Here is a 25,918-nt window from a genome sequence, read left to right as displayed (position 1 = left end):
CGCCGGGGGAATACGGGGCGGGGGCGGGGAATACGGGGCGGGGCTCGGGGCGTTGAGGCAACTGATGTAATGGGCAACGACCATGTCCCGAGCAGCAGTTGAGAGGCCCTCAGTGACCACCGCGTTCGACCCCGTAGACCTCGCCGGTATCCCGCTCGCCAACCGCATCGTCATGGCTCCCATGACCCGCAACCGGGCCACCGAGGGCGGCGGGGTGCCGACCGACTCGATGGTCACGTACTACACCCAGCGCGCCTCGGCCGGGCTGATCATCACCGAGGCCAGCCAGACCTGTGTGGTGGGCCAGGGCTACCCCTTCACCCCCGGCCTGCACACGTCCGAGCAGATCGCGGGCTGGCGCCGGGTGACCGACGCGGTGCACACCGCCGGTGGCCGGATCTTTGCGCAGCTGTGGCACGGCGGCCGGATCGGCCACCCGGTGCTGCTGCCGGACGGGCTGATACCGGTCGGCCCGTCCCCGGTGGCCGCGGCCTGCCAGGTCTTCACCGAGGACGGTATGGCGGACTGCGTCACCCCGCACGAGCTCACCGACGCCGAAATCCGCACGACCGTGGCGGAGTTCGCGGCCGCCGCCCGCAACGCCGTCGAAGCGGGCTTCGACGGGGTGGAGATCCACGGCGCCAACGGCTATCTCGTCCACCAGTTCCTGGCCCCCAACAGCAATCTGCGCACCGACGACTGGGGCGGCTCGGCCGAGGGCCGGATCCGCTTCGCCGTCGAGGTCACCCGGGCGGTGGCCGAGGCGGTCGGCGCGCACCGCACCGGTCTGCGGCTCTCCCCGGGCAACCCCTTCAACGGCATCGAGGAGCCCGCCCCCGAGCCGCTCTACACCGCGCTGCTCCAGGCCGTCGAACCCCTCGGACTGGCCTATCTGCATCTGTGCGACGTCCCCGACCACGAGCTGATCGCCCGGCTGCGCAAGCACTTCACCGGCACCTTCCTGCTCAATCCGGCCGACGGCGGGCGCCCCACCGGCCTTGAGGACCTGCCGCTGATCGAGGACGGCACGGCCGATCTGCTGGCCTTCGGGCGGCAGTTCCTCGCCAACCCCGACCTGCCCCGGCGGCTCGCGCGCGGCGGCCCCTTCAACACTCCCGACCGGGCGAGCTTCTACGGCGGCGACGACACCGGCTACCTCGACTACCCGGCGCTGGACGCCTGAACGACCGGCGGCCGGGCGGGCGGAGCGGCCCGTACGAGCGCCCCGCCCGTCCGGCCGCCGGACACACGGCAGCGCGGCCGCCGCACAGACCCTGCTGTGCGGCAGCCGCGCCACCCGTGCTTCGCCGTGACTACTTCACCGGCGTGAAGTCCCGGGCTCCGATGTACTCCGGGCGCCGGACCGGCGCCGCGAACGGCTCCACCGCTTCGTTGTCCACGCTGTTGAAGACGATGAAGACATTGCTGCGCGGGTACGGCGTGATGTTGTCACCCGAGCCGTGCATCGCATTGCAGTCGAACCAGGTCGCCGAGCCGGCGTGGCCGGTGAAGAGACGGATGCTGTGCTTGTCCGCCATCTTCGTCAGCACCTCGTCCGACGGGATGCCCGCGTCCTGCATCTGGAGCGACCGCTTGTAGTTGTCCTTCGGCGTCGCGCCCTCACAGCCCACGAAGTGCTGGTGCGAGCCGGGCATGATCATCAAGCCGCCGTTGGTGTCGTAGTTCTCCGTCAGCGCGATCGAGACCGACACGGTGCGCATGTTCGGCAGACCGTCCTCGGCGTGCCAGGTCTCGAAGTCCGAGTGCCAGTAGAAGCCGGTGGCACCGAACCCGGGCTTCACATTGATCCGCGACTGGTGGACGTAGACGTCCGAGCCGAGGATCTGCCGGGCACGCCCGACCACACGCGGGTCGGCGACCAGCTTGGCGAACACCTCGCTGATCTTGTGCACCTCGAACACGGTCCGTACGTCGCCAGACTTCGGCTCGACGATGGAGCGCGGGTCGGCGCGCATCGTCGGGTCGAGGACGAGACGGTCCAGTTCGGCGCGGTACACCGCGACTTCCTCCGCCGTGAGCAGTTCCCCGATGGCGAAAAAGCCGTCGCGTTCGAAGTCGCTCAGCTCGGACGGCGCGAACGGGCCGGCCGTTCCGGGCTGCGACCACACCACCGGGTCCTTCCGCGGGGTGATGACCTCAGCGGTCCCACGGGTCGGGTACAGGTCGGCGGTGCGCTCGGGTGCGGTGGTCATGGTGTTGCCTTCCTCTCCTCTCGTACGGGTTCTTACTTTCGTGCGTGTGGGCGTGCCTTTCTCAGCTGCCGGACGGGGCAGGCGGGCGATGCCGACGCCTCAGACCGTCTCGGGCTCCGGCTCGGGCTCGGTGAGCAGCGGGTAGACGCCGTTCTCGTCGTGGTCCTCGCGGCCGGTGACCGGCGGGTTGAAGACGCAGACGCAGCGGAAGTCCTTCTTGATCCGCATGGTGTGCTTCTCGTGCCCGTCGAGGAGGTACATCGTGCCCGGCGTGATGGTGTGCTTCTCGCCGTTCTCGTCGTTCGTGAGCTCGGCCTCGCCCTCTACGCAGAGTACGGCTTCGATGTGGTTTGCGTACCACATCGACGTCTCCGTACCGGCGTACAGGGTGGTCTCGTGCAGCGAGAAGCCGACGCGCTCCTTGGCGAGCACGATGCGCTTGCTCTCCCAGGTGCCCGACTTGGCCTTGACGTGGCGGTCGGTGCCTTCGATGTCCTTGAAGGATCGGACGATCACGGTGACTCGGTGCCTTTCTGTGGAACGGTAAGGAGCTCTGGAGTGGTCAGGCGCAGTCGCGGACCGCGCGGGCGAGGACGCGAAGGCCCTCGTCCAGCTCCTCGGGTGTGGTCGTCAGCGCGGGCAGCAGCTTGACGACCTCGCTTTCCGGGCCGGAGGTCTCGATCAGCAGACCCAGCTCGTAGGCGCGCTTGGCGATCTTGTTGGCCAGGGGCTTGTCGATGCACTCCAGGCCCCACACGAGACCGCGGCCGCGGTACTCGGCGATGGCCTGCGGGTGCTCCTCGACGATGGCCTTCAGGTGCGCTTCGACGATCTCACCGCGGGCGAGAGTCTGCTTCTCCATCTGGCCGTCGGCCCAGTAGGTGTCCAGCGCGGCGGCGGCGGTGACGAACGCCGGGTTGTTGCCGCGGAAGGTGCCGTTGTGCTCGCCCGGCTCCCAGATGTCCAGCTCAGGCTTGAACAGGGTGAGCGCGAGCGGCAGGCCGTAGCCGCTGATGGACTTCGAGACGGTGACGATGTCCGGCACGATGCCCGCCTCCTCGAAGGAGAAGAAGGCACCCGTACGGCCGCAACCCATCTGGATGTCGTCGACGATGAGCAGCATGTCCCAGCGCTCGCACAGGTCGGAGAGGGCGCGCAGCCACTCGGGACGGGCGACGTTGATGCCGCCCTCGCCCTGGACCGTCTCGACGATCACGGCGGCGGGGGTGTTGAGGCCGGAGCCCTGGTCCTCGAGCAGCCGCTCGAACCACAGGAAGTCCGGGTAGGTGCCCTCGAGGTAGTTGTCGAACGGCATCGGGGTGCCGTGCACCAGCGGGATACCGGCACCGGCCCGCTTCATGGAGTTACCGGTGACGGCGAGCGCGCCCAGCGACATGCCGTGGAAGGCGTTGGTGAAGGACACGATCGACTCGCGGCCCTTGACCTTACGGGCCAGTTTGAGCGCGGCCTCGACCGAGTTGGCGCCCGTCGGGCCCGGGAACATGACCTTGTAGGGCAGGTCACGCGGCCGCAGGATGATGTTCTGGAACGACTCCAGGAACGCCCGCTTGGCCGTGGTGGACATGTCCAGGCCGTGGGTGACGCCGTCCCGCTCGATGTAGTCGATCAGGGCGCGTTTGAGGGTCGGGTTGTTGTGGCCGTAGTTGAGCGACCCGGCGCCGGCGAAGAAGTCGAGGTAGGTGTGGCCGTCCTCGTCGGTCATGCGGCTGCCCTGCGCGCGGTCGAAGACCGTGGGCCAGCTGCGGCAGTAGCTGCGGACCTCGGACTCCACGGTCTCGAAGACGCTCAGATCGGGCTGGGTGATGGTCACAGCATGCTCCTGGGAGATGAGTGGCGAAAAGGATCAGGAAGTCTTGGGGGGGCTGGGCGGTTGCCGGCGGTGTCACGGGTGTGGTGCCGGGTCCCGCACGGCCGCTGCGGCGCGGTGGCCGAGCGGCCCTGGGAGCGTCAGTGCTCCGGGCGGGCTGGTGGCTCGAACGGGCCGATGAGGTGCAGCACCTCCGGCTCGTGGCCCTGCTCCGGGAACAGCCCTGCGTCGAAGAGCACCTCGCGCTTGAGAGGCACTGAGTGCCGCTCGGCGAAGGACGCGAACAACCGGTTGGATGCGGCGTTGTCGGGGGTGATGGTGGTTTCGACGAAACGCGCGCCCAGCTCGTCCACGGCACGGGCGGTGAGCCCGTCCAGGAGTGCGGCCGCCAGCCCCTGGCCACGGTGCGCGTCGTCGACGGCGACCTGCCAGACGACGAGCGTGTCCGGGCGCTCGGGGCGGATGTATCCGGTGACGAAGGCAGCCGGCTCGCCCTCCGTGTCGCGGGCGACTACGGAGGTGGCGGCGAAGTCGCGACACCACAGGAGGTAGCTGTAGGAGGAGTTGAGGTCCAGTGCCTTCGAGTCGCGGGCGATACGCCAGATCGCGGCTCCGTCCTCCACGCGTGGGGTGTCGAGCTTGAAGCCCTCCGGAAATTCTCTGATATCGCTTCGGGCACCTGCATGGTCTGCTTGTGCGGCGGTCATAGAAATTAAATTTACCCAGGGAAAAGCGAAATTGCATCGCGAGCAGGGGTTACGGAAGCGGCCAAGATGTGTTATCGCGCGGGGGCGCCCGGACGCGCGATGCCACCGCGGGATGACCCGATTTGACCTGGATGTTCGGGGCGAAACGGACACGTTGTGTAGTCGGTCACAGCTCCGTAACGCCTACGAGATCCGTCCGAATTACGGAACTTGCCACTAGCGAAATCGTGGCGTTTGAGGTGCGGAAAAGCGGGCAGAAGAATACGGGAAGCTGTACGCGCAGAGAATTGGGAATTCGCCCCCGGAGGGCTTGGCGTAAGGCCCATCGAAACCTGCGGGGCAAGCCCATGGCAAGGCCCGCAAGAACATGCGCGAGACAATGGCCGGAAGCCTGCGGAGAACGTACGCAGAACCGTACGGAAGCGATACGGAGAGCGATCGGGGCGAATAGCGCGGGCGCCGCGCGGCTTTCCGGGAAACGGCGGGTGAGGCGGTCGCGCAGCGTGTGCGACCGCCGCGTCCGTACGCTGGGTGACGCCGCCTACAGTGCCTGTATGACGTCCATGAGTGAAGGTGCGGTGCTGCACCTCAAGGGGAGGGTCCTCGTCGGGCCGGACGACGTGCGCGACGAGCTGTGGGTCGTCGGCGGCCGGGTCACCTTCGACCGGCCGGCCATGGCACGGGATGCCACCACCGTGACGGGCTGGGCGCTGCCGGGCCTGGTCGATGCCCACTGCCACGTGGGCCTGGACGCACACGGCCCGGTGGACGCCCCCACCAGCGAGAAACAGGCGCTCACCGACCGTGACGCCGGTACGCTGCTGATCCGCGACGCGGGATCCCCCTCCGACACCCGCTGGATCGACGACCGGGAGGATCTGCCGCGGATCATCCGCGCCGGCCGTCACATCGCCCGCACCAAGCGCTACATCCGCAACTACGCCCACGAGATCGAGCCCGAGGACCTGGTCGCCTATGTCGCCCAGGAGGCCCGCCGCGGGGACGGCTGGGTCAAGCTCGTCGGCGACTGGATCGACCGCTCCACGGGCGATCTGGAGGCCTGCTGGCCCCGGGGCGCGGTCGAGGCGGCCATCGCCGAGGCCCACCGGCTGGGCGCCCGGGTGACCGCCCACTGCTTCGCGGAGGACTCCCTCGCCCCGCTCGTCGAGGCCGGGATCGACTGCATCGAGCACGCCACCGGGCTCACCGAGGAGACCATCCCGCTGTTCGCGGAGCGTGGCGTCGCCATCGTCCCCACGCTCGTCAACATCGCCACCTTCCCGCGGCTCGCGGACGGCGGTGCGGGGAAGTTCCCGCGCTGGGCGGACCACATGCGGCGCCTGCACGCGCGCCGCTACGACACCGTACGGGCCGCCTATGACGCGGGTGTGCCCGTCTTCGCCGGTACGGACGCCGGCGGCTCGCTCGCCCACGGTCTGGTCGCCGAGGAGGTCGCCGAGCTGACCAAGGCCGGTCTGTCCGCCGTGGCGGCGCTCTCCGCCACCACCTGGGGCGCCAGGGACTGGCTCGGCCGCCCCGGCCTCACCGAGGGCGCCCCGGCGGACCTGGTGGTCTACGGGAGCGATCCGCGCGAGGACGTCCGGGTGCTGGCCGCGCCGCGGCGGGTGGTGCTGCGCGGGCAGGTCGTGGGGTAGCCGGCAGCCGTTTTCCCGGGCCGCCCCGATGGGGTGACCCGGGGAATCCCGCCCGGTCAACCGGGGTCACCCGAGTGGTGGGGCCGCTGTTGCGTGGGTGGCGCCCAGTGTCACAGGAATCGAATAAATACCCGGAAACCACCCATTGGGGTGAACTGACGTCACGTGGCTGCCCGTTCACCCTCTGTGCGGACACGATGTGCGGGTCGAGGTCGTCGGCCCGCGTGATGTCCCCCATTGGCGCGGCCGGCGGCTCCATTTCTCCTGTGAGGGTTCCACACTCGTGTCCACCAGTCCCACCTGCTCCTTCGGCATGCCCCGACGCCTCGCCGCGACCTTCGTCGCCACCGCACTGACGGCCGGCTCCGCCCTCCTGCTCGGCGCCGTACCCGCGCATGCCACCGGAGACCACGGCCCGGCCCGCGGCACCGCCGACGCGGTCGTGCTGCGCACCGGCCTGAACGTCGGGCTGCTCAACAAGACGCTCGACGTCCCGCTGAACGCCGTCCTGAACGAGGTGCACGCCCCGGCCTCCGCGGACAAGACCGCGCTCACCGTCAACCTCGACGGCATCAACCACGGCAAGCCGTTCAGCGTGCTGCGCGCCGATGCCGCCACCGCACGCGCCACCACCGGGAGCCACGGCACCGAGGGCTACGCGAACCTCGTGAAGGCGAAGGTGCATCTGCCCGGTCTGCCGCTGCTGTCCCTGATCGAGGTCCAGCAGGTGACCGCCAAGGCGGTGTGCGAGGCGGGCAAGCGTCCCCGGGCCGAGTCGAATGTGCTGGGCAGCGTCCTCGTCCTGGGCAAGCGGGTCACGCTCACGGCGGGCGGCACGACGGACGTCAAGGTGCCGGGCGTGGGCGAGGTGCGGCTCGACCTGTCCAAGAAGAACGTCCTGTCCAAGAGCGCCGCGGCCACCGCGCTCGACCTGAAGGTCTCCCTCAACCCGCTGAAGCTGAACGTCGCCGACGTGCAGGGCCGGGTCACGCTGGCCCGGGCCGCCTGCACCGCGCCGGGCGTCAAGGCGCCCGAGCAGCACGACGACGGCCGGACCGGCGGCACCGAGCCGGCCGGCGGCAAGGGCACCGAGGTGACGCAGACGGGCTCGCGGCCCAGCACCCAGAACCTCGCGGAGACCGGCGGCAGTTCGGCCACCCCGTATCTCGCCGGGGGCGCGGCCCTGCTCGTCGCCGTGGGCGCCGGAGCGGTCGGCTTCGCCCGCCGGCGCCGCGGCGCCGCGCAGGGCGGCAACAGCTGACGGACCCCGTACACCGCGCCGGTGCTGTGGGGGCGTCGCGCGCGGTGTACGGCCCGAGGCGCGCTGTACGGGCCGAGCGGCCGGTACGGCGCACCTCACCCTCGCCGGGGACCCATGCGTGGTGTGTCGGGGCCCCGGCGAGGTCTGCCCGTAAGCGGCCTGTGCTACCGGGCGCGTCCGGCTCCTCCCGTCCGGGGGCCCTGTGCAAAGGCGGCCGGCGGTACGGGCCCGGTCAGCCCGCGCTGCCGTGCGGGCACGTCGACGGGGCCGGCGGTGTGGCGTGCGGGCGTGCCGGGTGCAGTGGCCGGAAGTAGTGGGCCAGGGTCCAGCCGCCGATGCGGTGGCCGGCCTCGCACCCGTCGATGTCGGCGGTGCGGAAGTGGATTCCGCCCCAGACACGGGCGTCGATCATGTCCCCGTTGAGCCGGGCGGCCCGGTCGTAGTGCCGTGTGGTGCCGGTGGCCTCGGAGGAAAAGGTGAGGTCGAGGTGCGGGGTGCCGAAGATCCCGGTCAGGGTCCGGACCACGGCGCCGGTGACCGTGGTGTGGCCGCTGAGGTAGTCGGGGTGCGGCGGGGTCACGAGCAGCGGCTGCCACTGCGGGTCGGCCTCGGTCGCGGGGTTGCCGTCGGTGCCGGCCAGCTGGACCGCGGTGATCGGCCGCCAGAAGCCGTAGTGGAGCTTGGCGTCCCATGCCGTGACCACGGCGTCGGTCGCCGACGCGTTCGCCGCGGCGAACATCCGGGCTGTCTCGGCGATGTCCAGGTGGTGCCGGGCGGAGTGGTCCCGGAACGCCGACTGGAGCTGCACCGTCAGGTTGCCCCCGAAGAACAGCGCGGTCTCGGTCTGCCGCGCGGTGCGGGGTGATCCGGTCCTCGCGCCCATGGTCTTCACCTCGTTGACGTCCCGGGCGTAGCGGGCCGAGGGCAGGGCGGGCGGTCCGCCGGGACGGAACTGGGACGGGGAGGCCAGCAGCATGGGGCGCAGTCTGCCGAGCCAGGGGTCGATGAAGGGCTGATGGGCGGGCGGGGTGGGCCGCCAGACACCGGGTGCGGGCGCGGCGGTGAACTCCACCGGGGCGAACCGGCCGTCTCCTTCGCGCAGCGCGACGAGGTGGCCGGCGGCGCGTTCCCCGAAGGCCACGCCCTGCCGCTTCGCGGTGCCGTCGGGGATCCTGGCGAGCGAGGCGGCGTACGCGGTATCGAGCGGGGCCTGCGAGGCGGGGAAGTACGTCAGCAGTACGCGGTGGGCGGCGGTCACGGCCGCCGCCTCGGGCGAGGCGGTGGAGGGCCCGCGTGCCCGCCATTTGTACGGGGCGTAGCGGCCCTGGATGCCGACCACGGCGTTGTAGACGGCGGCCGAGACGAACCCGTGCCAGATGACCGCCTGCCCGGAGGGGCGGGTGGCGCCGACGTGGGCGCTGATGGTGTCGGTGGCGAGGGCGTTCCAGTCGCGCACCGCCTGGGGGTCCGCCGCCGGCGGCGCGTGGCCGACGGCGGTGGCGGTGGCGGCGGGGCCGGTCACGGCTGTGAGGGCGAGGAGCAGGAGGGAAGCGAGGGCGCCGAGGGCGGTCCGTCCACCCGAACGAGGAGTATCCATAACTGACTTAACAGCCAAAAGGGTGAACGGTCACACCGATGCGCTGACGGGAAGGGGTGCGCCGGTGTACTCGGATTCCGGGCCCCGCCCCGTTCCTCGCTCCGCGCGGATCCGCTCGGCACCCCTACACGAGTACCTCGCCCAGCGCCGTCACGAACCGGTCGGTCGTGGCCCGGTCCCGCACCGCCAGGCGCAGCCAGCCGGGGCCCAGTCCGGGGAAGGTGTCACCCCGGCGTACCGCGAAGCCGCGGGCCCGCAGCGCGGCCCGTACCCCGTCCGCGTCCGGCAGCCGGATCAGCACGAACGGGCCCGCTGCCGGGCCGGCCGCCCTGATCTGCGGGAACTCGCCCAGCCCGGCCAGCAGATGAGCCCGGTCCACGGCGATCTCCGCGGCCGCCGCGGCCGCCTCCGCCAGCGCCTCCGGCGCACAGCACGCCTCGGCGGCGGCCAGCGCGGGACTGGAGACCGGCCACAGCGGCTGCGCCCGCTCCAGGGCGGCGACGGTGTCCGCGGCGGCCAGCACATAGCCGATCCGCAGCCCGGCCAGCCCCCAGGTCTTGGTGAGGCTGCGCAGCACGACCAGGCCCGGCAGATCCGTGCGCCCGGCCAGCGCCTCCCGCTCACCGGGCACCGCGTCCATGAAGGCCTCGTCCACCACCAGCGTCCGGCCGGGCCGCGCCAAGCCGGCCAGCACGCCCGCGGGGTGCAGGACGGAGGTGGGGTTGGTGGGGTTGCCGACGACGACCAGATCGGCGTCCGCGGGCACCGCGGCCGGATCCAGCCGGAAGCCGTCCCGCGCATCGAGCAGCACCCGGGTGACGTCGTGCCCGGCGTCCCGCAGCGCCGCCTCGGGCTCGGTGAACTGCGGATGCACCACGACCGGCCGGCGGGCCCGTACGGCGCGCGCGATCAGCACGAACGCCTCCGCGGCCCCCGAGGTCAGCAACACCCGCTCCACGGGCAGACCGTGCCGTGCGGCAACCGCCCGGCGCGCCGCGCGGCCGTCCGGATACGCGGCGAGGCCGTCCAGCGACGCGGCGATCCGTGCCTTGAGCCAGGCCGGGGGAGTGCCGCTGCGGACATTCACCGCAAGATCGGTCAGATCCGTCGATGCGCCTTCCGCGCCCCGTACTTCGGCATCGCCGTGGTGCCGCAGATCGGGCTCGTGCGGCGGGGCGTCCGCGTCGGCGTCCCGCAGCGGTGCGGACCCGGTGTGCGCCGGCATGCTCACCGCTCCCCGCTGTCCGTGGACAGCGGAGCGCTCCGCTCCGGTGCGCCGTCCGTCTCCCGGGCGTCCTCCGCCGCCGCCCGGTCACCGCACGGCCCACCGCTCAGCAGCGGATCGCCCGCCACCGTCGCGTGGTAGCGCTCCATCACCACCGCGGCCACCTCGGCCGCGGGGCCGATCGCCTCCGCGCCGAACACCTCCGTGCCGGGGTGCGCCGCGGCCCAGCCCTCGGCCTGCATGTGCAGCCGCTCCAGCAGGTCGCCGGGGAAGAGGAAGTAGGGCAGGACCACGATCCTGGCCGGCCCGCGGGCCCCCGCCGCCAGCGCCAGGCACCGGTCCAGGCCGGTCGGCACATCGGGCGCCGCCTGCGAGACGAACGCGGTCTCCACGCCCGCGAACCCGCGCCCCTCCCACAGCAGCCGCGCGGCGCGCGCCACCTCGGCGTTGGCGTACGGATCGGCCGCGCCGCGCCCCACCAGCAGCACGGTGGTGCGGGCCCGGTCCTCGGGCCTGCGGGCGCCGGCGGCCAGCGCCTCGTCCAGCCGCCGCTCCAGCACGTCGAGCACCTTGGGGTGCGGCCCCAGCTCGGCGCCGCAGGCATAGCCGAGCCCGGGGTGGCGCTCCGCCGCCCGCTCCAGGGCCACGGGCAGCGCTTCAGGTACCGGCCCGGTCGGGGCCAGCAGCAGCGGTATGACGGCGAGCCGGGTGGCGCCCCGCTCGACGAGCCCGTCCACGGCGTCGCCCAGCGGCAGCGGAGAGGCCGGCACACCGAAGAAGCCGCCGGCGACGGGCACGTCGGGGTGGCGTTCGCCGAGCACACGCACCAGCGCGCGCAGAGCCTCGGCCCCGCCTTCGTCACGGGTGCCGTGACCGGCGATGAGCAATGCGGGAGAGGTGGTCACTGGGTCTCCTTGGTACCGGTGGTTGCGCTCTCGGGCGCCGGGTCGCCGACGACCCCCGTCCGCCGATCCGGGCCACGGCGGGGCGGGTTGGGGGAGGTCATGACGATAACCGCCCCCGTACAGGGCAGGGCGGCCGCTCCCTCCCTACCAGCGGTAAGGGCACCGGAGTCTGTTACTGCCGGCCCGGCGAGCGCACAGGTCGCCCGGGCCGGCGGCGGTGACTTCCGCTTGCCGGCGACCAGTGCGGCACCCGGCCCCGCGGCCAGCAGGGCGGCCGCCTCGGCCACGCTCGGCGTCCCGACGGCCCCCGCCGCGGCCGCGGACGGCTCCGGTACCCGTACGGCCGCCAGCGCCTCCGCAGGGAACGACCGCAACGGCACCCCCAGCTCCCGCGCCGCGCCGGTCAGCCCCGGCTCCGCCGCCTTCGCCGCCACCGTCGCCAGCGCGACGACCCGCGAGGAGGCATATCCCGCCGCCGCGCAGGCGGCCGTGACCAGCTCCAGCACCTCGGACACCGGGACGCCACGGCGCGCCCCCACGCCGGCGACCAGCGGCGCGGACGGGTCGCCGGCCTCCTCGGCCGCCCGGCGTCTCATACCGCGACGGCTCCCCGGCCGAAGGCGACCCGGCCGTGCCGGCCCGCCAGGAAGGCGGGGAGCCCGGTGGGCCCGGCCGTGACCGGCTCACCCGGCCACCGGACGCCGAGCGCCGCCAGCTCGGCGCGGGCCGCCCCCGGGTCGGGGTGCGAAGCGGTGAGTGAGACCAGCGGCAGCACCGGGAGGGCGCTGCCGGACGGGTGCGGGGTATCGCCCCGGTCGAGCAGGAACGGGGCCGGGCCCGCGCCCGTCCCCGGCGGGGTCAGCTGCCAGGCGAGACGGCCGCCGTCGGGGGTGCGCCGGGACATGGCGACGGGGGTGCCGGGGTCGTGGCCGTGCGCCCGCGCCGCGGCCCCCCGGGCCGCGATGCCGGTGACCCGGACCGCCCAGGTGACCAGCTGCGGGGACCCGGCCTCCGGGGACCCGGTCTCCTCGCTGCCGCTCCCGCGGGTCACCGGACGGTGCTCCCGGCCGGTGCGGCCTGCGCCGCGCTCGCCACCAGACGCCCGGCCAGCGACGGCTCGGCGGCCCAGTGCACATGCAGATACGAGGCATGCACCCCGCCGCTGACAAAGCCCTCCAGCCGCCGCTCCGGGTGCGTCAGCCCCCACGCCGGGTCCGCGCCCGCGCCCGGCTCCAGCACCGTGCGGTGGAACTCATGGCCCCGCACCCGGGTGCCGGCCGCCGCCAGCGCGTTGTCCCGCAGGGCCACCGCCTCGCGGTAGCCGAGGGTGAGCCGTTCGGTCATCCGGGACTCGGCGGGCAGCACCCCGCACATCGGCTTCCCGTCGAGCGACCGGGACAGGTAGAGCAGTCCGGCGCATTCGGCGGAGACCGGCGCCCCGGAGGCGGCCAGGGCGGCCACCTCCGCGCGCAGCGGCGCGTTCGCCGACAGGTCCGGGGCGTACATCTCCGGGAAGCCGCCGCCGATCACCAGCCCCTGGGTGCCGGGCGGCAGTTGTTCGTCGCGCAGCGGGTCGAAGGGGGCCACCTCGGCACCCGCCGCGGCCAGCAGCTCGGCGTGCTCGGCGTACGAGAAGGTGAACGCGGCACCGCCCGCGACGGCGATCAGCGGCTTCTCCGGGGCGGCCGCCCCGTCGGCCGGGGCCAGCTCCGCCGCCGGGTCCCAGGCCGCGTCCGGCAGCTCCGGCACCGTATGCGCCAGCGCCAGCAGGGCCTGGAGATCGCATCCCGCGCGGACCCGCGCGGCGAGTTCGCCCACCGACTCCACGGCCTCGGCCCGCCGCTCGGCGACCGGCACCAGGCCCAGGTGACGGGAGGGCGTACCGGCCCGCCCGTCCCGGCGCAGCGCGCCCAGCACCGGCACACCGGAGGAGTCCATCGCCTCCCGCAGCAGCTCCTCGTGACGGTCCGAGCCGACCTTGTTGAGGATCACCCCGGCCAGCCGTACTTCCGGATCCCAGGAGGCGAAACCGTGCACCAGCGCGGCCACCGACCGGGACTGCGAGGACGCGTCCACCACCAGCACCACCGGTGCCCGCAGCAGCTTGGCCACCTGGGCCGTCGAGGACAGTTCGCCCATCCCGGACGCCCCGTCGAACAGCCCCATCACGCCCTCGACGAGCGCGAGATCGGCGCCCGCCGCACCGTGCAGGAACAGCGGCGCGATCCGGTCGGGCCCGCACAGATAGGCGTCCAGATTGCGGCCGGGACGGCCGGTGGCCAGGGAGTGATAGCCCGGATCGATGTAATCGGGTCCCACCTTGTGCGGCGACACCACCAGCCCGGCCTCGGCGAACGCCGCCATCAGGCCGGTGGCCACCGTCGTCTTCCCCGCGCCCGACGACGGGGCGGCGATCACCAGCCGGGGGATCGAGCCACTGCTCATGCCGCGCACCCTCTCGTCACCATTCGATGCCCCGCTGGCCCTTCTGGCCCTCGTCCATCGGGTGCTTGACCTTGGTCATGTCCGTCACCAGATCGGCGAACTCCAGCAGCGGTTCGGGGGCGCCCCGCCCGGTGATGACGACATGCTGCGTACCGGGACGGTCGCGCAGCGCCGCCACCACCTCCTCGGTGTCGATCCAGCCCCACTTCAGCGGGTAGGCGAACTCGTCCAGCACCAGCAGCTTGTACGTCTCCGCCGCCAGATCCCGCTTGACCTGCTCCCAGCCCTCGCGCGCCGCCTCCTCGCTGGAGGAGATGTCGCGCTGCACCCAGGACCAGCCCTCGCCCATCTTGTGCCAGGCGACCGTGCCGCCCTCGCCGGAGTCACCGAGCACCTTCAGCGCCCGTTCCTCGCCGACCTTCCACTTCGCCGACTTCACGAACTGGAACACCCCGACCGGCCAGCCCTGGTTCCAGGCGCGCAGCGCCAGCCCGAAGGCGGCGGTGGACTTGCCCTTGCCCTGGCCGGTGTGGACGAACACCAGCGGGCGGTTGCGGCGCTGGCGGGTGGTGAGCCCGTCGTTCGGTACGACGGACGGCTGTCCCTGCGGCATTACGCGGCCTTCCTGTTGCCTTGCACGGTCCGTACGAGCGCGGAGACGCTGTCCGCGCGCAGTTCGTCGAGGGTGATCGCGGTGCCCTGGAGCTCACGGGCCAGCTCGCCGGCGAGGCCCAGCCGCACCGGACCGGCCTCACAGTCCACGACCACCGAAGCGGTGCCCTCACCGGCCAGCAGACGGGCCGCGCGGGCGGCCCGTCCGACGGGCTCCGGGCCGCCGGTGGCCCGTCCGTCGGTGACGACCACCAGCAGCGGCCGCCGCGAGGCATCCCGCATCCGCTCGACCCGCAGCACCTCATGGGCCCTCAGCAGCCCCTCCGACAGCGGCGTACGGCCGCCCGTCGGCAGCTGCTCCAGCCGTGCCGCACCCGCCTCGACCGAGGACGTCGGGGGCAGTGCCAGCTCGGCGCCGGCGCCACGGAAGGTGATCATGCCGATCTTGTCGCGCCGCTGGTAGGCGTCCAGCAGCAGTGAGAGCACCGCGCCCTTGACCGCGCTCATCCGCTTCCGCGCCGCCATCGAACCGGACGCGTCCACGACGAACAGGACCAGATTGCCCTCCCGCCCCTCGCGTACCGCCTCGCGCAGATCGTCCCGGCGCACCACCAGCCCCCGGCCGCTGCGGCCGCGCGCCCGCTGGTGCGGCGCCGCGGCCTGCACGGTCGCGGCCAGGTGCAGCTTGCCCAGGGCGCCGTGCGGACGCCGGGCACCGGTCGTCCGGCCGTGCGCGGTCCGCGCCCGCGACCTGCGGCCGTCCGCGCCCTCGCCCAGGCCCGGCACATCCAGCCGCCGGGTACGGAACGGCTCGGTGGCGCCGACCGCCGCCTTCTGGCCGCCCGCGCCCGGGGCACCCTCCTGGGACTGCTCGGGAGCGGCCGGCTGCTCCTGCCGCTCGGGGGTCTCCGGCGCCTCGGGGCCGTCGGGGGCCTGGGGAGCCTCCCGCTCCTGCTGGTGCGGGAGTTCGGGGCTCTCCGTCCGGGGAGACTCCTCCGGCCCGCCTTCCTGCGGCGGCTGTCCGCCACCGTCCGGACCGCCCCCGCCGGGGCCGCCGTCCGGCCCGTCCGGGTCCGGATCGTCCTCGCCGTCCGTGGCCTCGTCCGCCCCGCCGAACTCCTCCAGCGTGCGGTCGAGCTTGTCCTCGTCCAGGCCGGGCGCGTCGAAGGGGTTACGGCGCCGGCGGTGCGGCAGCGCCAGCAGCGCCGCCTGCCGCACGTCCTCCTCCAGGACGTCCGTCCGCCCGGCCCATGCGGCCAGCGCCGTGGCGGTACGGGCCATCACGATGTCCGCGCGCATCCCGTCCACCTCGAACGCCGCGCAGGTCGCCGCGATCTGCCGCAGCGCCGCGTCCCCCAGGGTCACGCCCGGCAGCAACTCCCGTGCCGCGGCGATGCGGTGGCGCAGCTCGTCCTCCTCGGCCGCCCAGCGTGCCGCGAAGCCCGCCGGATCGGCGTCGTACGCCAGCCGGCGCCGGACCACCGACACCCGCTGGTCGGGCTCGCGCGAGGCGGCGACCTCGACGGTGAGCCCGAACCGGTCCAGCAACTGCGGCCGCAGCTCGCCCTCTTCGGGGTTCATGGTGCCGACGAGCAGGAACCGGGCCGCATGCCGTACGGACACGCCCTCGCGCTCCACGTACGAGGCGCCCATGGCGGCCGCGTCCAGCAGCAGGTCCACCAGGTGGTCGTGGAGGAGGTTGACCTCGTCGACGTACAGGATGCCGCGGTGCGCATCCGCCAGCAGGCCCGGCTCGAAGGCCTTCACGCCCTCCGACAGCGCCCGCTCGATGTCCAGCGCGCCGACCAGCCGGTCCTCGGAGGCACCGACGGGGAGTTCGACCATCCGCGTCGGGCGGTCCTCGACGGCACCCGTCTCGTGCGGCCCGTCGGGGCAGCCGGGGTCGGGCGCGTCGGGGGCACAGGCGAAGCGGCAGCCGCCGACCACGTCCACATGCGGCATCAGCGCCGACAGCGCCCGCACGGCGGTGCTCTTGGCGGTGCCCTTCTCGCCGCGGACCAGTACACCGCCCACCGCGGGGCTGACCGCGTTCAGCAGCAGCGCCAGCCGCAGATCGTCCATCCCGACCACCGCGGTGAAGGGGTACTGCGGGGTGGTGTTGTGAGCGGTTGTCATGCTGTGTCGTCCTCCAGGTCGTCGGCCGGCTGCTCTGCTGCGTCTTCTGCGTCCGTCGCGGTCCTCCAGTGCGTACCCGTCATGGCGCTCCCGGAGGCACGAACGGCAGCCCCTCCGGCACCCCCTCCTCGATCAGCCGGAGCAGCGCGGCGGTGTCCGCGTGCTCCTCGATCAGATCGCCCAGCCGGTCCAGCTGCTCCTCGCGCAGGGTGGCGAAGCTGGTGTCGGGGGCGGGTACGAACGCCCGGCCCGCGTCCGCCGCGACCCGCCGCAGGAAGGCCCGCCGGAAGCTGTCGCTCTCCAGCGAGCCGTGCCAGTGCGTGCCCCATACGGAGCCGGCCCGGCAGCCGTCCAGGCTGCGTCCCCGGCCATCGGAGATGAACTCCTCGTCCCCGCCGGTCACTTCGGCGACCCCGTGGTGGATCTCGTAGCCCGCCACCGGCTCGCCCAGCGCCTCGCCGACCGGCCGCGCCAGGGTCTTCTCCGCCGCGAACCGCACCCGTACGGGCAGCAGCCCCAGCCCGTCGACCGTGCCCGCCTTCGACTCGATGTCGTCCTCGATGCGCTCGCCCAGCATCTGGTACCCGCCGCAGATGCCCAGCACCGGGCGGCCCTCGGCGGCCCGCCGGGCCACCGCGTCCGCCAGCCCGCGCTCGCGCAGCCACTCCAGCGCCCGGACCGTGCCCCGGGTCCCCGGCAGCACCACCAGGTCCGCGTCGGCCAGTTCCTCGGCCCGGTCCACGAACCGCACCACCACGCCCGGTTCCGCGGCCAGCGCGTCCACGTCCGTGAAGTTCGACATCAGCGGTACGGCGGCGACCGCCACCCGGAGCACCTCCGCGCCGTGCGGCGGCGCCACCACGCTCTCGCGCACCGCGCCGCGCAGCGACACCCCCATCCCGTCCTCCTCGTCGATGCCGAGACCGTGGGAGAAGGGCAGCACCCCCAGCGTCTGCCGTCCGGTGAGGCCGCGCAGCATCGCAAGCCCCGGCTCCAGCAGCGTCACATCGCCCCGGAACTTGTTGACCAGATACCCGGCGACCAGCGCCTGGTCCTCCTTGGACAGCAGCGCGGTGGTGCCGAAGAAGGAGGCGAACACCCCGCCACGGTCGATGTCACCGACCACCATCACCGGAATACGGGCGGCCCGCGCCAGGCCCATGTTCACGATGTCGGTACGCCGCAAATTGATCTCGGCGGGGCTGCCGGCGCCCTCGCAGATCACCGCGTCGTACGTCCGCCGCAGCTCCTGGAGGCAGTCGGTGACCGTGCCGAGCAACTCCTCCCGGCGCCCGGCATACAGCGTCTTCCCGGAGGACGACCCGCCGGCCCCCCCGAAGTACCCCCGGGCGCTGAGCTCACCCACCGGCTTCCCCAGCAGCACCACCTGGCTGCTGCGGTCGCTGCCGGGCTTGAGCAGTACGGGATTCATCAGCGCGGTCGGCTCCACCCGCGCCGCGGCGGCCTGCATCGCCTGGGCCCGTCCGATCTCCGCAGCCTCGCGCGTGACGAACGAATTGAGCGACATGTTCTGCGCCTTGAACGGTGCCACCCGGACGCCCTGCCGGGCCAGCCAGCGGCAGATGCCCGCCGTCACCACGCTCTTGCCGGCGTCGGACGTCGTACCGGCCACCAACAGGCCACCGCCGACGGCCCCTCCGGATGCCTTGAACCGCCCGTTCACCGGGTCCTCCTCATGCGCCGGGACCCCGGCTGTCGTGAACCGTACGCGCCACCGCACCCGCGGCCCTGCGCGTCACTGCATCTGCGGACGGGCGGCCGGTACGCAGCGGGGACCGCCGCGCGGAGCCGAACGCCAGCCGCGCGGCCACCGTCGTCACCAGCGCCAGCGCGCTCACCCGGCGCGAGAGCCGCACCGCCCGTTCGATGTCGGCCACCGCGACCGGCGGCGCCCCCTCGTTGAGCACCGGACGGTGTTCCACCCGCCCGCCGTACGCCAGCGTGCCGCCCAGCCGTACGCCCAGCGCGCCCGCGAACGACGCCTCCACCGGGCCCGCGTTGGGGCTCGGGTGCGCGCCGCCGTCCGCCCGCCAGGCCCGCAGCGCACCGCGCCGGTCGGGGCCCGCGAGCACGGTCAGCGCGGCGGTCAGCCGGGAGCCGGGCCAGCCGGCGAGATCGTCGAGCCGGGCCGAGGCCCAGCCGAAGCGGAGGTGGCGCGGCGACTTGTGCCCCACCATCGCGTCCAGGGTGTTCACCGCCCGGAACGCCACCAGGCCGGGCACCCCGCCCAGCGCGCCCCAGACGAGGGCGCCCACCACCGCGTCGGAGGTGTTCTCGGCGACCGACTCCACCACCGCACGGGCCATCTGCGGCCCGTCCAGCGCCTGCGGATCGCGCCCGCACAGATGCGGCAGCCGCTCCCGCGCCACGTCCAGATCGCCCGCCGTCAGCGCACCGCCGACGGCCCGTGCCTCCCGGCCGAGCGAGGTACCGCCCAGCACGGCCCAGACCGTCGCCGCGGTCAGCGCGACCCGGGCGCCGTTGCGGAGGGGGGACGGGGAAACGGCAGCGCCCTGCACGGCACGCTGAAGCAGCGCGGCACCGGCGGCGGCACCGCCCGCACACACCACGGCATGTGCCGCCCCGTATCCGCGGTGATCACGCCACAGCCGGCGCTCGACGGCGCCCGCGGCCCGGCCGAAGGCGGCCACCGGATGGCCGCGCCGGGGGTCCGCCGCGATCAGGTCGGCGAGAAAGCCGAGGGCCGCGCCGCACGCATATCCCGCGTGTTCGCCGCGCATCGGATCAGACGTCCGTCATGCCTCGAAGGGGCCCTGCGGCAGCGGGCAGTGGAGATCTGGCAGGGCGGCCGGGCATGGCGGTATGTCCTCACTCAGGGTCCGCGCCCTGGCTCGACGTGACGGCGACAAGAGTCTCCTGGCTCCCCGGATCGGCGAGTCCTCCGGCCTTCCAGTCCCGGTGTACGTCATCGGACGTACGCAAGGCGGACCGTGACCTTCGTTGGAGGAACGCTCCCCGGTGACAGTGGCGGGACCGCGCCGGATTCTCACCGGACTTCCTCATCTGTCGCCGAATGGCTCCGGCAGTCCACCACGCCCCGCGAATGCCCGTCAACTCACCCTTGACCTGCGACGCTGCCCTGTGGCACGCGCTGTGGTGCACGCCACAGCGTGGCAGCCACGTCACAGACGGTTGCCCGCGCCCCTGATCTCACGCCACTATCTGGTGCACGGCGGCGACGGGGCCGCCGGAAGGGGGCCGGGGGATGCCGCAGAGCGCTGACCGCCACGAGATCCGCATCAGGATCACGGGCACGAACAATCCTGACCAGGACATCGAGGACCTCAAGGCGTGGCTGGAGCGCGAACCGTGGCTGGACCGGCGCCGGCACGACTGGCTGCTGCGGCCGCGGCCGCAGGACGAGGGCGACGACGGCCCCGGTGACATGGCCGTCGGCGTCGACGACCTGATCCTGGTCATCGTCGGCGCCGTCGCCGCCGAGATGACCAAAAGTCTCACCATCGCCCTTCAGGAGTGGGTGCGACGGCGCCGGGAGGAACGCGACACCGGCGAGCGGCCCACCGTCGCGGTCGGGAGCGGCGACGGGGACCTGCGCGCGCTCGGCGACGCGGGTCCGGGCGCCGTGGCCCCCGAACACCCCGATCCCGGCAGCCCGGCAGACGGGAGCGGCCGCACCGCCGGGGACTGAGCCGGATGTCCGAATACGACGCACGGGGCAAGGTCAACCGGGCGCTGCTGATCTGTGTCGACGACTACCGCACGCTGCGCCCGCTCCCCGCGGTGAAGGACAACGCCCGGGAACTGGAGCGGGCCCTGCTCGCCCCCGGCACCGATCTGTTCACCAAGGGCGAGGTCGTCACCTGCCGGCCCCAGGAGCCCTGGGAGGTGGAACAGGCGCTGGACACCGTCGTCCAGGAGGCGCGCGGGCTGCTGCTGGTGTACTTCTCCGGCCACGGCCGGGTGGGCCGCGACGGCGGCAATCTGCAACTGATGGTCGGCGCCTCGGAACGGCGTCACAAGACCGTCTCCTGGCAGGACACCGTGCTGTCCTATCTGGACAACGCGCGGGCCGACCGGGTCGTGATCGTCCTGGAGTGCTGTTACGCCGGCAATGCGAGCGAGGCCTTCCACTCCTGCCGCAACCCCACCTCGCTGCTGATGGCCGCGCAGCCCAACCGCCGTATCTTCAGCGGCGAGGAGCCCACCGGGGGCAGTGTCTTCACCCGCGCCCTGGTGCAGACCCTGGAACGGGGCATCCCCGGCAAACGGTTCGTCACCTTCGAGGACCTCGTCCGGGCGCTGCGCGAACAACTGGCCGGTGAACGGACGCCGATGGGCGATGTCTGGGAACCGCGCTCGGCGAAGCAGAACACCGTCGACGACGTCATCCTGTCCTTCGCCACTCCCGAGGACCGCCCGCCGACCCCGCTGCGGATCCGCTTACGCCGCTGGCTGAAGTCGTACTTCCGGCACTGGCCCAGACTCCTGCTGATCCTGGCGATCATCTTCGTACCGGCCACCACGGGCGTCGTCCTGCTCCACCTCGCGGACGGCGAGGCGCCCTGCCCACCCGCCCTCGAACTACGGCTGCTCACCGCCCCCGAGGCCGAACCCGCCCTGCGCCAGGCGGCCTTCGACTACGAGATGTCCCAGGCCAACACCCGGCCCCTCAGCGGCGAGGGCGACCTCCCCGACGGCTGCCGGCGCGCCCAGATCACCGTGTACTCCGCCGCCAAGGACCAGGTCGACCAGGGCTTCGCGGCCGCCGACCGCTGGCAGGGCGAGGCACACGGCACCGGCAAGGGACGGCCGGGCGACCAGGGCATCGACCCCCTCCACCGGCCGGGACCGCAGCCCGACATCTGGATCCCGGAATCCACCGCCGACTACTACGGGGCCCGCCGCGGTATGCCCGCCACGGGCTCCCCCGCGACCCTGCACTACGCCGCCCCGGTCGCCTACACCCCCCTGGTCGTCGGCATCCCGGCGCGCCGGCGGCTGGACGACGTCGAACCGGCCGGTGCCTCCTGGCAGGAGCTGCTCACCGGAACCGACAGCACCCACCACGACCTCAAACTCCTGCGGCCGAGCCCCGTACTGTCCGGCACCGGCCTGCTGCACACCATCGGCCTCTACCTCGCCCACGACGGCTCGGGCACCGCAACGGGCGCGCCCGACCTCACCCTCGCCCGGCACGCCGAGGAGCGGCTCGCCGCCCCGGGCAGCCAGTACGCGGGCAGCACCGAACTGCTGTGTTCGCTGCGGCCCGATACCGACGCCGCCGGCTCCGTCGACCGGACCAGGTCCGCGCCCCTGGTGTCGGAGAAGTCCCTCGCCGACTACAACCTGGGCCGTGCCACAGGAAGTTGCCCGGCCCTGGACGCCCCGCTGCCGCTGCGCGACCGCTACGTCGCCTACTACCCCGCGAACGTCCCCGCGCTCGATCACCCCCTGGTCCGCGTCGACTGGCAGGGCGCCACGGACGCGACCCCGCGGCAGGCCGCCGTGGCGGGCTTCGCGCAGTGGCTGCGCGCCCGGGACGGCGGCCAGCGCACCCTGACCGCGCAGGGCTACCGCGGGGTGCGGGAGAGCGGCCCGCGGCAGGGGTCACCGCTGCTCGACAGCCGCGCGGACGTCAGCCCCCTCGCCGCCACGGTCCCCTTCACCGCGGCCCCGGAACAGGTCTCCCGGGTCCTGGACGGCTACGACAAGGCGCAGCGGTCCAGCCAGCTGCTGATCCTCATGGACGCCTCCACCTCCATGGCGGACGGCGGCAAGCTCCCGATCGCGCTGAGCGCGGCCGGACGCGCCGTGGAACTGGTCGGCGCACGGCACACCTATGGCCTGTGGACCTTCCCGGACCGCGCACATCCCGAGGACCGTGACGCGGTACGCGAGCTGGTCCCGCTCGGCAGCGCCGACCCCGCCCCGGGCAAGGCCGCGCTGGACCGGATCGCGGGCAGCCCGGACGGCGAACTGGTCGACCACGGCGCCGCGATGGAGGAGGCGCTGACCCGCGCCGTGCGGAAGATGAAGACGTCCTCGGCCACCAACAAGGCCATCGTGCTCATCCTCGACCAGGACGACGGGGCGGGCGCCGGGCGCGCGGCGGGCATGGAACGCACCCTGAGCGCACTCGTCAAGGAGGGGCCCCGCGTGCCCATCCTGGCACTGGCGATGGGCAGATCGGGCTGTGACACCTTCGCCCTCCAGCAACTGGCCGGCGCCTCCCACGGCCAGTGCGTGCCCAGCGGTCCGCAGGCCGTCGACACCCTGGCCGGGCGGATCGCCTCCATCGGCACGGCCACGAAGGGGGACCGATGACCACCCCGCGCACCAGGGCGGCCGCCACGCTGGTCTGTCTGGCACTGCTGCCGGCGGCCGGCGGCTGTACGCGGGAGGAGCGGACCCTCCCCGAGCAGGGCGCGATCGTCCTTGCCACCGGCAGCGACCTCAGCAGCTCCGGCATCCGTCAGGATCTGATCCACGCCTGGGAGAAGGAGCACGGCCGCGAGGTGCGGATCGTCAGGCTCCCGGACACCGCCGACGGCCAGCGCAGCCAGCTGCTGGCGGCGGGCCAGTCCGGCAACGGCGGCTATGACGTGCTGAACCTCGATGTCGCCTGGACCGCGGAGTTCGCCGAGGCGGGCGTCATCCGTCCCTGGGACACCCAGCTGGACGGTGACTTCCTCGACAGCGTGGCCAAGACGGTGGAGTACGGCGGCAAGGTGTGGGGAGTGCCCTTCAACACCGACGCCGGACTGCTGTACTACCGCAAGGACCTCCTCAAGGAGTTCGGCCGTCCCGTCCCGTCCGACTGGGACGAGCTGGAGAAGACGGCGCAGGACGTGGCGGACGACTACAACCGCAAGGCCGCCGACGAGGCAGGCGGACACCGCAAGAAGCGCCCGACGATGTACGGCATGGTGGCCCAGCTGCGCCCCTACGAAGGGCTGACCGTCAACACCCTGGAGTCGGCCTGGGCCAACGGCGGCGACCCCGACGCCACCAGCTTCACCAAGGACGAGCAGGTCGGCGCGCTCCAGCAGGGCGTCACCGACCTGAAGGGCCGGCTCGACTCGATCATGCCGCACGAGGCCACCGCGATGGACGAGACGGAGAGCCGCCGCTGGTTCGCCGACGGCCGCGCCCTGTTCATGCGCAACTGGCCGGTCGAGTACGCGTCGGTCGCCGAGAAGCTCACGCCCGGCGAGCAGTTCGACGTCACCCAGCTGCCGGCCCGCCGCAGCGACGGCAAACGGATGTCCGTACTGGGCGGCCAGAATCTCGCCATCTCGGCCGGCAGCAAGCGGCCGGCCGGCGCCCGGTCCCTGATCGAGGCGCTGACCGGCCCGCGCAGTGAGCGCTGTCTGCTGGAGCGGGGGTTCGCGGCGACCCGCGAATCGGCGTACCGGGAGAGCGCCGAGGCGCCGCGCTGCCCGCCGCGGGGCGGCGCGGAGCGCGGCGAGCACGGAGCCGCCGGGCAGCCGGAGCCGCGGCCCGACACCCGCACCCTGCACGAGGCGCTGCTGGCGGCCGAACCCCGTCCGCGCAGTGCCCATTACCAGACCTTCAGCAAGGTCGTTCAGCTCGGGGTGTCCGCCTTCCTCAACGGCCGCGGCGGTACGGCCATCGCCGACCGGCTGGCCAGGGAGGCCGATGACGCGCTCGGCGGACGCGGCGTACCAGCGACGAGGCGCCCGGCGGAGGACGGCTGATGCCGTGGTCCGCCGGGCGCCTCGCCCGGTCCGTCGTCGTTGCCCGCTGCCGTCTTTGGACGGGTCAGGCGGCGACGATCAGATAGATGCCATAGGTCACGGCCGCCGCGCACAGGGCGAAGGCGGCCACCGCACCGGCCCGCGCGCCCGCAGCCGGCACGGCGAGCGCGACCGCGCCGCCTTCCTGCTGCGGCTTGCGGGACGTGCCGACGATGCCGACGGTGAACAGGCCCACGATCCCGACCGTCACCACGAGGGTGACGCCGAAGACCTGGCCGAGAGCTGCCCAATCGATGCTCATGGTGTTCCTTCAGGTGATGACAGCTAGCGGGAGACCGTCGCGGCCTTGGCGCGCGGGGCGGATGTCGTGGAGGTTTCGGTGCCGGATGCCGGGGCCGGCACCTCGGCGGTTTCCGGTGCGTCGGTCACCGGGGCCGGCTGGCCTGCCGGGGGAGGGGAGACACTGCGCAGCGCGGTGGTCACCACGCCGGCCGGCTCCACGGCCGGGCCTTCGTTGACGTTGGTGTGGTCGATCGGCTTGCGCCGGGAGGCGGCCCAGATCGCGCCGCAGATGCCCAGCGCGAGGATCGCCACCGCCGCCACGCCCCAGTTGCCCTGGCCGGCGAGGAACGCGGCGCCCGCCGCGACCGCACCCGCGGCCGGCAGCGTCAGGCCCCAGGCGAGGACCATCCGGCCGGCTGTGGACCAGCGCACCACGCCGCCCTTGCGGCCCAGGCCCGAGCCCATCACGGAACCGGAGCAGACCTGGGTGGTGGAGAGCGCGAAACCGAGGTGGGAGGAGGCCAGGATGGTGGCTGCGGCGCCGGTCTGGGCGGCGAAGCCCTGCGGCGGCTGGATGTCGGTGATGCCCTTGCCCATCGTGCGGATGATCCGCCAGCCGCCCAGGTACGTACCGAGCGCGATGGCGAGACCGGCCGAGGCGATGACCCACAGCGGCGGGTCGGCGTGCGGGGCGACCACTCCGCCGGTGATCAGCGCGAGCGTGATCACACCCATCGTCTTCTGGGCGTCGTTGGTGCCGTGGGCGAGGGAGACCAGGGCGGCGGAGGCGATCTGCCCCGCGCGGTAGCCCTTGGCGGTGTCCGCCTCGTCGCGGTTGCGGGTCAGCCGGTAGGTGAGCCGGGTCGCCGCCATCGCGGCCAGACCCGCGACGACCGGGGCGGCCACTGCCGGGATCAGCACCTTCATCACGACGGCGTCGCCGTGCACCCCGTTGGTGCCGACGGACACCAGGGTCGCGCCGATCAGACCGCCGAAGAGAGCGTGGGAGGAACTGGAGGGGAGGCCCGCGAGCCAGGTCAGCAGGTTCCAGACGATCGCGCCGACCAGGCCGGCGAAGATCACTTCAGGTCTGATGCCGGCGCTCTCGTCGATGATCCCCCCGGAGATGGTCTTGGCCACCTCCACGGACAGAAACGCGCCGACGAGGTTGAGCCCTGCCGACATCGCCACCGCGGTCTTGGGTCGCAAGGCCCCGGTGGAGATGGTGGTGGCCATTGCATTGGCCGTGTCGTGGAAGCCGTTCGTAAAGTCGAACACCAAGGCCGTGACGATCACGATCCCGATGAGAAGCGTGATGTGTTCCATTCACC

General features: G+C 73.1%; 22 protein-coding genes and 1 riboswitch. Of the genes, 6 read left to right on the top strand and 16 right to left on the bottom strand.

Annotated features, from left to right (window positions below; all coding sequences use genetic code 11):
* The first annotated feature begins 112 nt into the window (after nt 1–112).
* Nucleotides 113–1,183: an alkene reductase gene (locus IF67_RS0122675; RefSeq protein ID WP_030988446.1), complete on the top strand. Its 1,071-nt coding sequence runs from the start codon at nt 113–115 to the stop codon at nt 1,181–1,183.
* A 130-nt stretch (nt 1,184–1,313) separates the two neighbouring features.
* Here the strand turns inward: IF67_RS0122675 and thpD are convergent, their stop codons facing one another.
* The 4 genes from thpD to ectA all read right to left on the bottom strand — a co-directional run bounded on the left by thpD (nt 1,314) and on the right by ectA (nt 4,748).
* Nucleotides 1,314–2,213, bottom strand: coding sequence for an ectoine hydroxylase (gene thpD / locus IF67_RS0122670; protein WP_030988444.1), 900 nt, complete (start codon nt 2,211–2,213; stop codon nt 1,314–1,316).
* A gap of 99 nt (nt 2,214–2,312) precedes the next feature.
* The gene (locus tag IF67_RS0122665; RefSeq protein WP_030988441.1) at nt 2,313–2,729 is read right to left on the bottom strand and encodes an ectoine synthase; all 417 of its coding nucleotides are present in this window, start codon (nt 2,727–2,729) and stop codon (nt 2,313–2,315) included.
* Between the two features lie 46 nt (nt 2,730–2,775).
* A complete protein-coding gene (ectB, locus tag IF67_RS0122660) occupies nt 2,776–4,044 on the bottom strand; it encodes a diaminobutyrate--2-oxoglutarate transaminase (RefSeq protein ID WP_030988439.1) in 1,269 nt (422 codons plus the stop codon).
* A 137-nt stretch (nt 4,045–4,181) separates the two neighbouring features.
* Nucleotides 4,182–4,748 (bottom strand): diaminobutyrate acetyltransferase, encoded by a 567-nt coding sequence (gene ectA / locus IF67_RS0122655; RefSeq protein WP_030988437.1) that lies wholly within the window; start codon nt 4,746–4,748, stop codon nt 4,182–4,184.
* Between the two features lie 563 nt (nt 4,749–5,311).
* On the opposite strand from ectA, the gene IF67_RS0122650 reads away from it, so the two are divergent.
* Together IF67_RS0122650 and IF67_RS0122645 are read left to right on the top strand one after the other, a co-directional pair.
* Nucleotides 5,312–6,403: an amidohydrolase family protein gene (locus IF67_RS0122650; protein WP_030988434.1), complete on the top strand. Its 1,092-nt coding sequence runs from the start codon at nt 5,312–5,314 to the stop codon at nt 6,401–6,403.
* Between the two features lie 313 nt (nt 6,404–6,716).
* Nucleotides 6,717–7,664 (top strand): SCO1860 family LAETG-anchored protein, encoded by a 948-nt coding sequence (locus tag IF67_RS0122645; RefSeq protein ID WP_030988432.1) that lies wholly within the window; start codon nt 6,717–6,719, stop codon nt 7,662–7,664.
* A gap of 232 nt (nt 7,665–7,896) precedes the next feature.
* Here IF67_RS0122645 and IF67_RS0122640 read toward each other — a convergent pair whose 3' ends face one another.
* The 10 genes from IF67_RS0122640 to IF67_RS0122595 form a co-directional block, all read right to left on the bottom strand.
* On the bottom strand, nt 7,897–9,186 hold the full coding sequence (locus IF67_RS0122640; RefSeq protein ID WP_234341251.1) for a vanadium-dependent haloperoxidase: 1,290 nt from the start codon (nt 9,184–9,186) through the stop codon (nt 7,897–7,899).
* 199 nt (nt 9,187–9,385) lie between these two features.
* Nucleotides 9,386–10,486, bottom strand: coding sequence for an Rv2231c family pyridoxal phosphate-dependent protein CobC (cobC, locus tag IF67_RS0122635; RefSeq protein WP_030988427.1), 1,101 nt, complete (start codon nt 10,484–10,486; stop codon nt 9,386–9,388).
* A 2-nt stretch (nt 10,487–10,488) separates the two neighbouring features.
* The gene (locus IF67_RS0122630; RefSeq protein WP_030988426.1) at nt 10,489–11,391 is read right to left on the bottom strand and encodes a sirohydrochlorin chelatase; all 903 of its coding nucleotides are present in this window, start codon (nt 11,389–11,391) and stop codon (nt 10,489–10,491) included.
* Entirely contained in the window at nt 11,388–11,987 is a 600-nt protein-coding gene (locus IF67_RS0122625) for a cobalamin biosynthesis protein (protein WP_063754380.1), read from the bottom strand. Before IF67_RS0122625 ends, IF67_RS0122630 begins: the two co-directional genes overlap by 4 nt.
* Entirely contained in the window at nt 11,984–12,442 is a 459-nt protein-coding gene (locus IF67_RS0122620; RefSeq protein WP_051818449.1) for a VOC family protein, read from the bottom strand. Before IF67_RS0122620 ends, IF67_RS0122625 begins: the two co-directional genes overlap by 4 nt.
* A complete protein-coding gene (locus IF67_RS0122615) occupies nt 12,439–13,836 on the bottom strand; it encodes a cobyrinate a,c-diamide synthase (protein WP_030988421.1) in 1,398 nt (465 codons plus the stop codon). The genes IF67_RS0122620 and IF67_RS0122615 overlap by 4 nt, the downstream gene beginning before the upstream one ends.
* A gap of 16 nt (nt 13,837–13,852) precedes the next feature.
* A complete protein-coding gene (cobO, locus tag IF67_RS0122610; RefSeq protein ID WP_030085021.1) occupies nt 13,853–14,449 on the bottom strand; it encodes a cob(I)yrinic acid a,c-diamide adenosyltransferase in 597 nt (198 codons plus the stop codon).
* Nucleotides 14,449–16,584, bottom strand: coding sequence for a putative cobaltochelatase (locus tag IF67_RS0122605; protein WP_030988419.1), 2,136 nt, complete (start codon nt 16,582–16,584; stop codon nt 14,449–14,451). Before IF67_RS0122605 ends, cobO begins: the two co-directional genes overlap by 1 nt.
* 79 nt (nt 16,585–16,663) lie before the next feature.
* Nucleotides 16,664–18,268 carry a cobyric acid synthase gene (locus tag IF67_RS0122600; protein ID WP_030988418.1) on the bottom strand — a complete coding sequence of 535 codons (1,605 nt, stop codon included), beginning with the start codon at nt 18,266–18,268 and terminating at the stop codon, nt 16,664–16,666.
* 10 nt (nt 18,269–18,278) lie between these two features.
* Nucleotides 18,279–19,346, bottom strand: a complete 1,068-nt coding sequence (locus IF67_RS0122595; protein ID WP_030988416.1) for a cobalamin biosynthesis protein — start codon at nt 19,344–19,346, stop codon at nt 18,279–18,281.
* Between the two features lie 129 nt (nt 19,347–19,475).
* A riboswitch (cobalamin riboswitch) is annotated at nt 19,476–19,629 on the bottom strand.
* A 202-nt stretch (nt 19,630–19,831) separates the two neighbouring features.
* Here IF67_RS0122595 and IF67_RS0122590 point away from each other — a divergent pair.
* Genes IF67_RS0122590 through IF67_RS0122580 form a run of 3 tightly spaced genes read left to right on the top strand, consistent with a single transcriptional unit; the run spans nt 19,832 to nt 24,305 of the window.
* Nucleotides 19,832–20,275 (top strand): hypothetical protein, encoded by a 444-nt coding sequence (locus IF67_RS0122590; protein ID WP_030988413.1) that lies wholly within the window; start codon nt 19,832–19,834, stop codon nt 20,273–20,275.
* Between the two features lie 5 nt (nt 20,276–20,280).
* A complete protein-coding gene (locus IF67_RS0122585) occupies nt 20,281–22,911 on the top strand; it encodes a VWA domain-containing protein (RefSeq protein WP_030988410.1) in 2,631 nt (876 codons plus the stop codon).
* A complete protein-coding gene (locus IF67_RS0122580) occupies nt 22,908–24,305 on the top strand; it encodes an extracellular solute-binding protein (RefSeq protein ID WP_030988408.1) in 1,398 nt (465 codons plus the stop codon). Before IF67_RS0122585 ends, IF67_RS0122580 begins: the two co-directional genes overlap by 4 nt.
* Nucleotides 24,306–24,369: 64 nt before the next feature.
* Here IF67_RS0122580 and IF67_RS0122575 read toward each other — a convergent pair whose 3' ends face one another.
* On the bottom strand, nt 24,370–24,606 hold the full coding sequence (locus tag IF67_RS0122575) for a hypothetical protein (RefSeq protein WP_030988406.1): 237 nt from the start codon (nt 24,604–24,606) through the stop codon (nt 24,370–24,372).
* Between the two features lie 23 nt (nt 24,607–24,629).
* Nucleotides 24,630–25,913, bottom strand: coding sequence for an inorganic phosphate transporter (locus IF67_RS0122570; RefSeq protein WP_030988403.1), 1,284 nt, complete (start codon nt 25,911–25,913; stop codon nt 24,630–24,632).
* Between the last annotated feature and the right edge of the window lie 5 nt (nt 25,914–25,918).

It is taken from the genome of Streptomyces sp. NRRL S-1813, from assembly GCF_000719605.1.
Lineage (GTDB): Bacteria > Actinomycetota > Actinomycetes > Streptomycetales > Streptomycetaceae > Streptomyces > Streptomyces decoyicus.
Note: the sequence above shows the minus strand (reverse complement) of the source record. Positions and strands in the feature narration are given on the sequence as shown.

Coding starts and splice junctions, on each gene's coding strand:
- IF67_RS0122650 (WP_030988434.1), top strand. CDS start 5,312: ATGAGTGAAGGTGCGGTGCTGCACCTCAAGGGGAGGGTCCTCGTCGGG.
- cobO (WP_030085021.1), bottom strand. CDS start 14,449: ATGCCGCAGGGACAGCCGTCCGTCGTACCGAACGACGGGCTCACCACC.
- IF67_RS0122625 (WP_063754380.1), bottom strand. CDS start 11,987: ATGAGACGCCGGGCGGCCGAGGAGGCCGGCGACCCGTCCGCGCCGCTG.
- IF67_RS0122575 (WP_030988406.1), bottom strand. CDS start 24,606: ATGAGCATCGATTGGGCAGCTCTCGGCCAGGTCTTCGGCGTCACCCTC.
- IF67_RS0122585 (WP_030988410.1), top strand. CDS start 20,281: ATGTCCGAATACGACGCACGGGGCAAGGTCAACCGGGCGCTGCTGATC.
- IF67_RS0122570 (WP_030988403.1), bottom strand. CDS start 25,913: ATGGAACACATCACGCTTCTCATCGGGATCGTGATCGTCACGGCCTTG.
- IF67_RS0122590 (WP_030988413.1), top strand. CDS start 19,832: ATGCCGCAGAGCGCTGACCGCCACGAGATCCGCATCAGGATCACGGGC.
- IF67_RS0122595 (WP_030988416.1), bottom strand. CDS start 19,346: ATGCGCGGCGAACACGCGGGATATGCGTGCGGCGCGGCCCTCGGCTTT.
- IF67_RS0122580 (WP_030988408.1), top strand. CDS start 22,908: ATGACCACCCCGCGCACCAGGGCGGCCGCCACGCTGGTCTGTCTGGCA.
- IF67_RS0122645 (WP_030988432.1), top strand. CDS start 6,717: ATGCCCCGACGCCTCGCCGCGACCTTCGTCGCCACCGCACTGACGGCC.
- cobC (WP_030988427.1), bottom strand. CDS start 10,486: ATGCCGGCGCACACCGGGTCCGCACCGCTGCGGGACGCCGACGCGGAC.
- thpD (WP_030988444.1), bottom strand. CDS start 2,213: ATGACCACCGCACCCGAGCGCACCGCCGACCTGTACCCGACCCGTGGG.
- ectA (WP_030988437.1), bottom strand. CDS start 4,748: ATGACCGCCGCACAAGCAGACCATGCAGGTGCCCGAAGCGATATCAGA.
- IF67_RS0122605 (WP_030988419.1), bottom strand. CDS start 16,584: ATGACAACCGCTCACAACACCACCCCGCAGTACCCCTTCACCGCGGTG.
- IF67_RS0122615 (WP_030988421.1), bottom strand. CDS start 13,836: ATGAGCAGTGGCTCGATCCCCCGGCTGGTGATCGCCGCCCCGTCGTCG.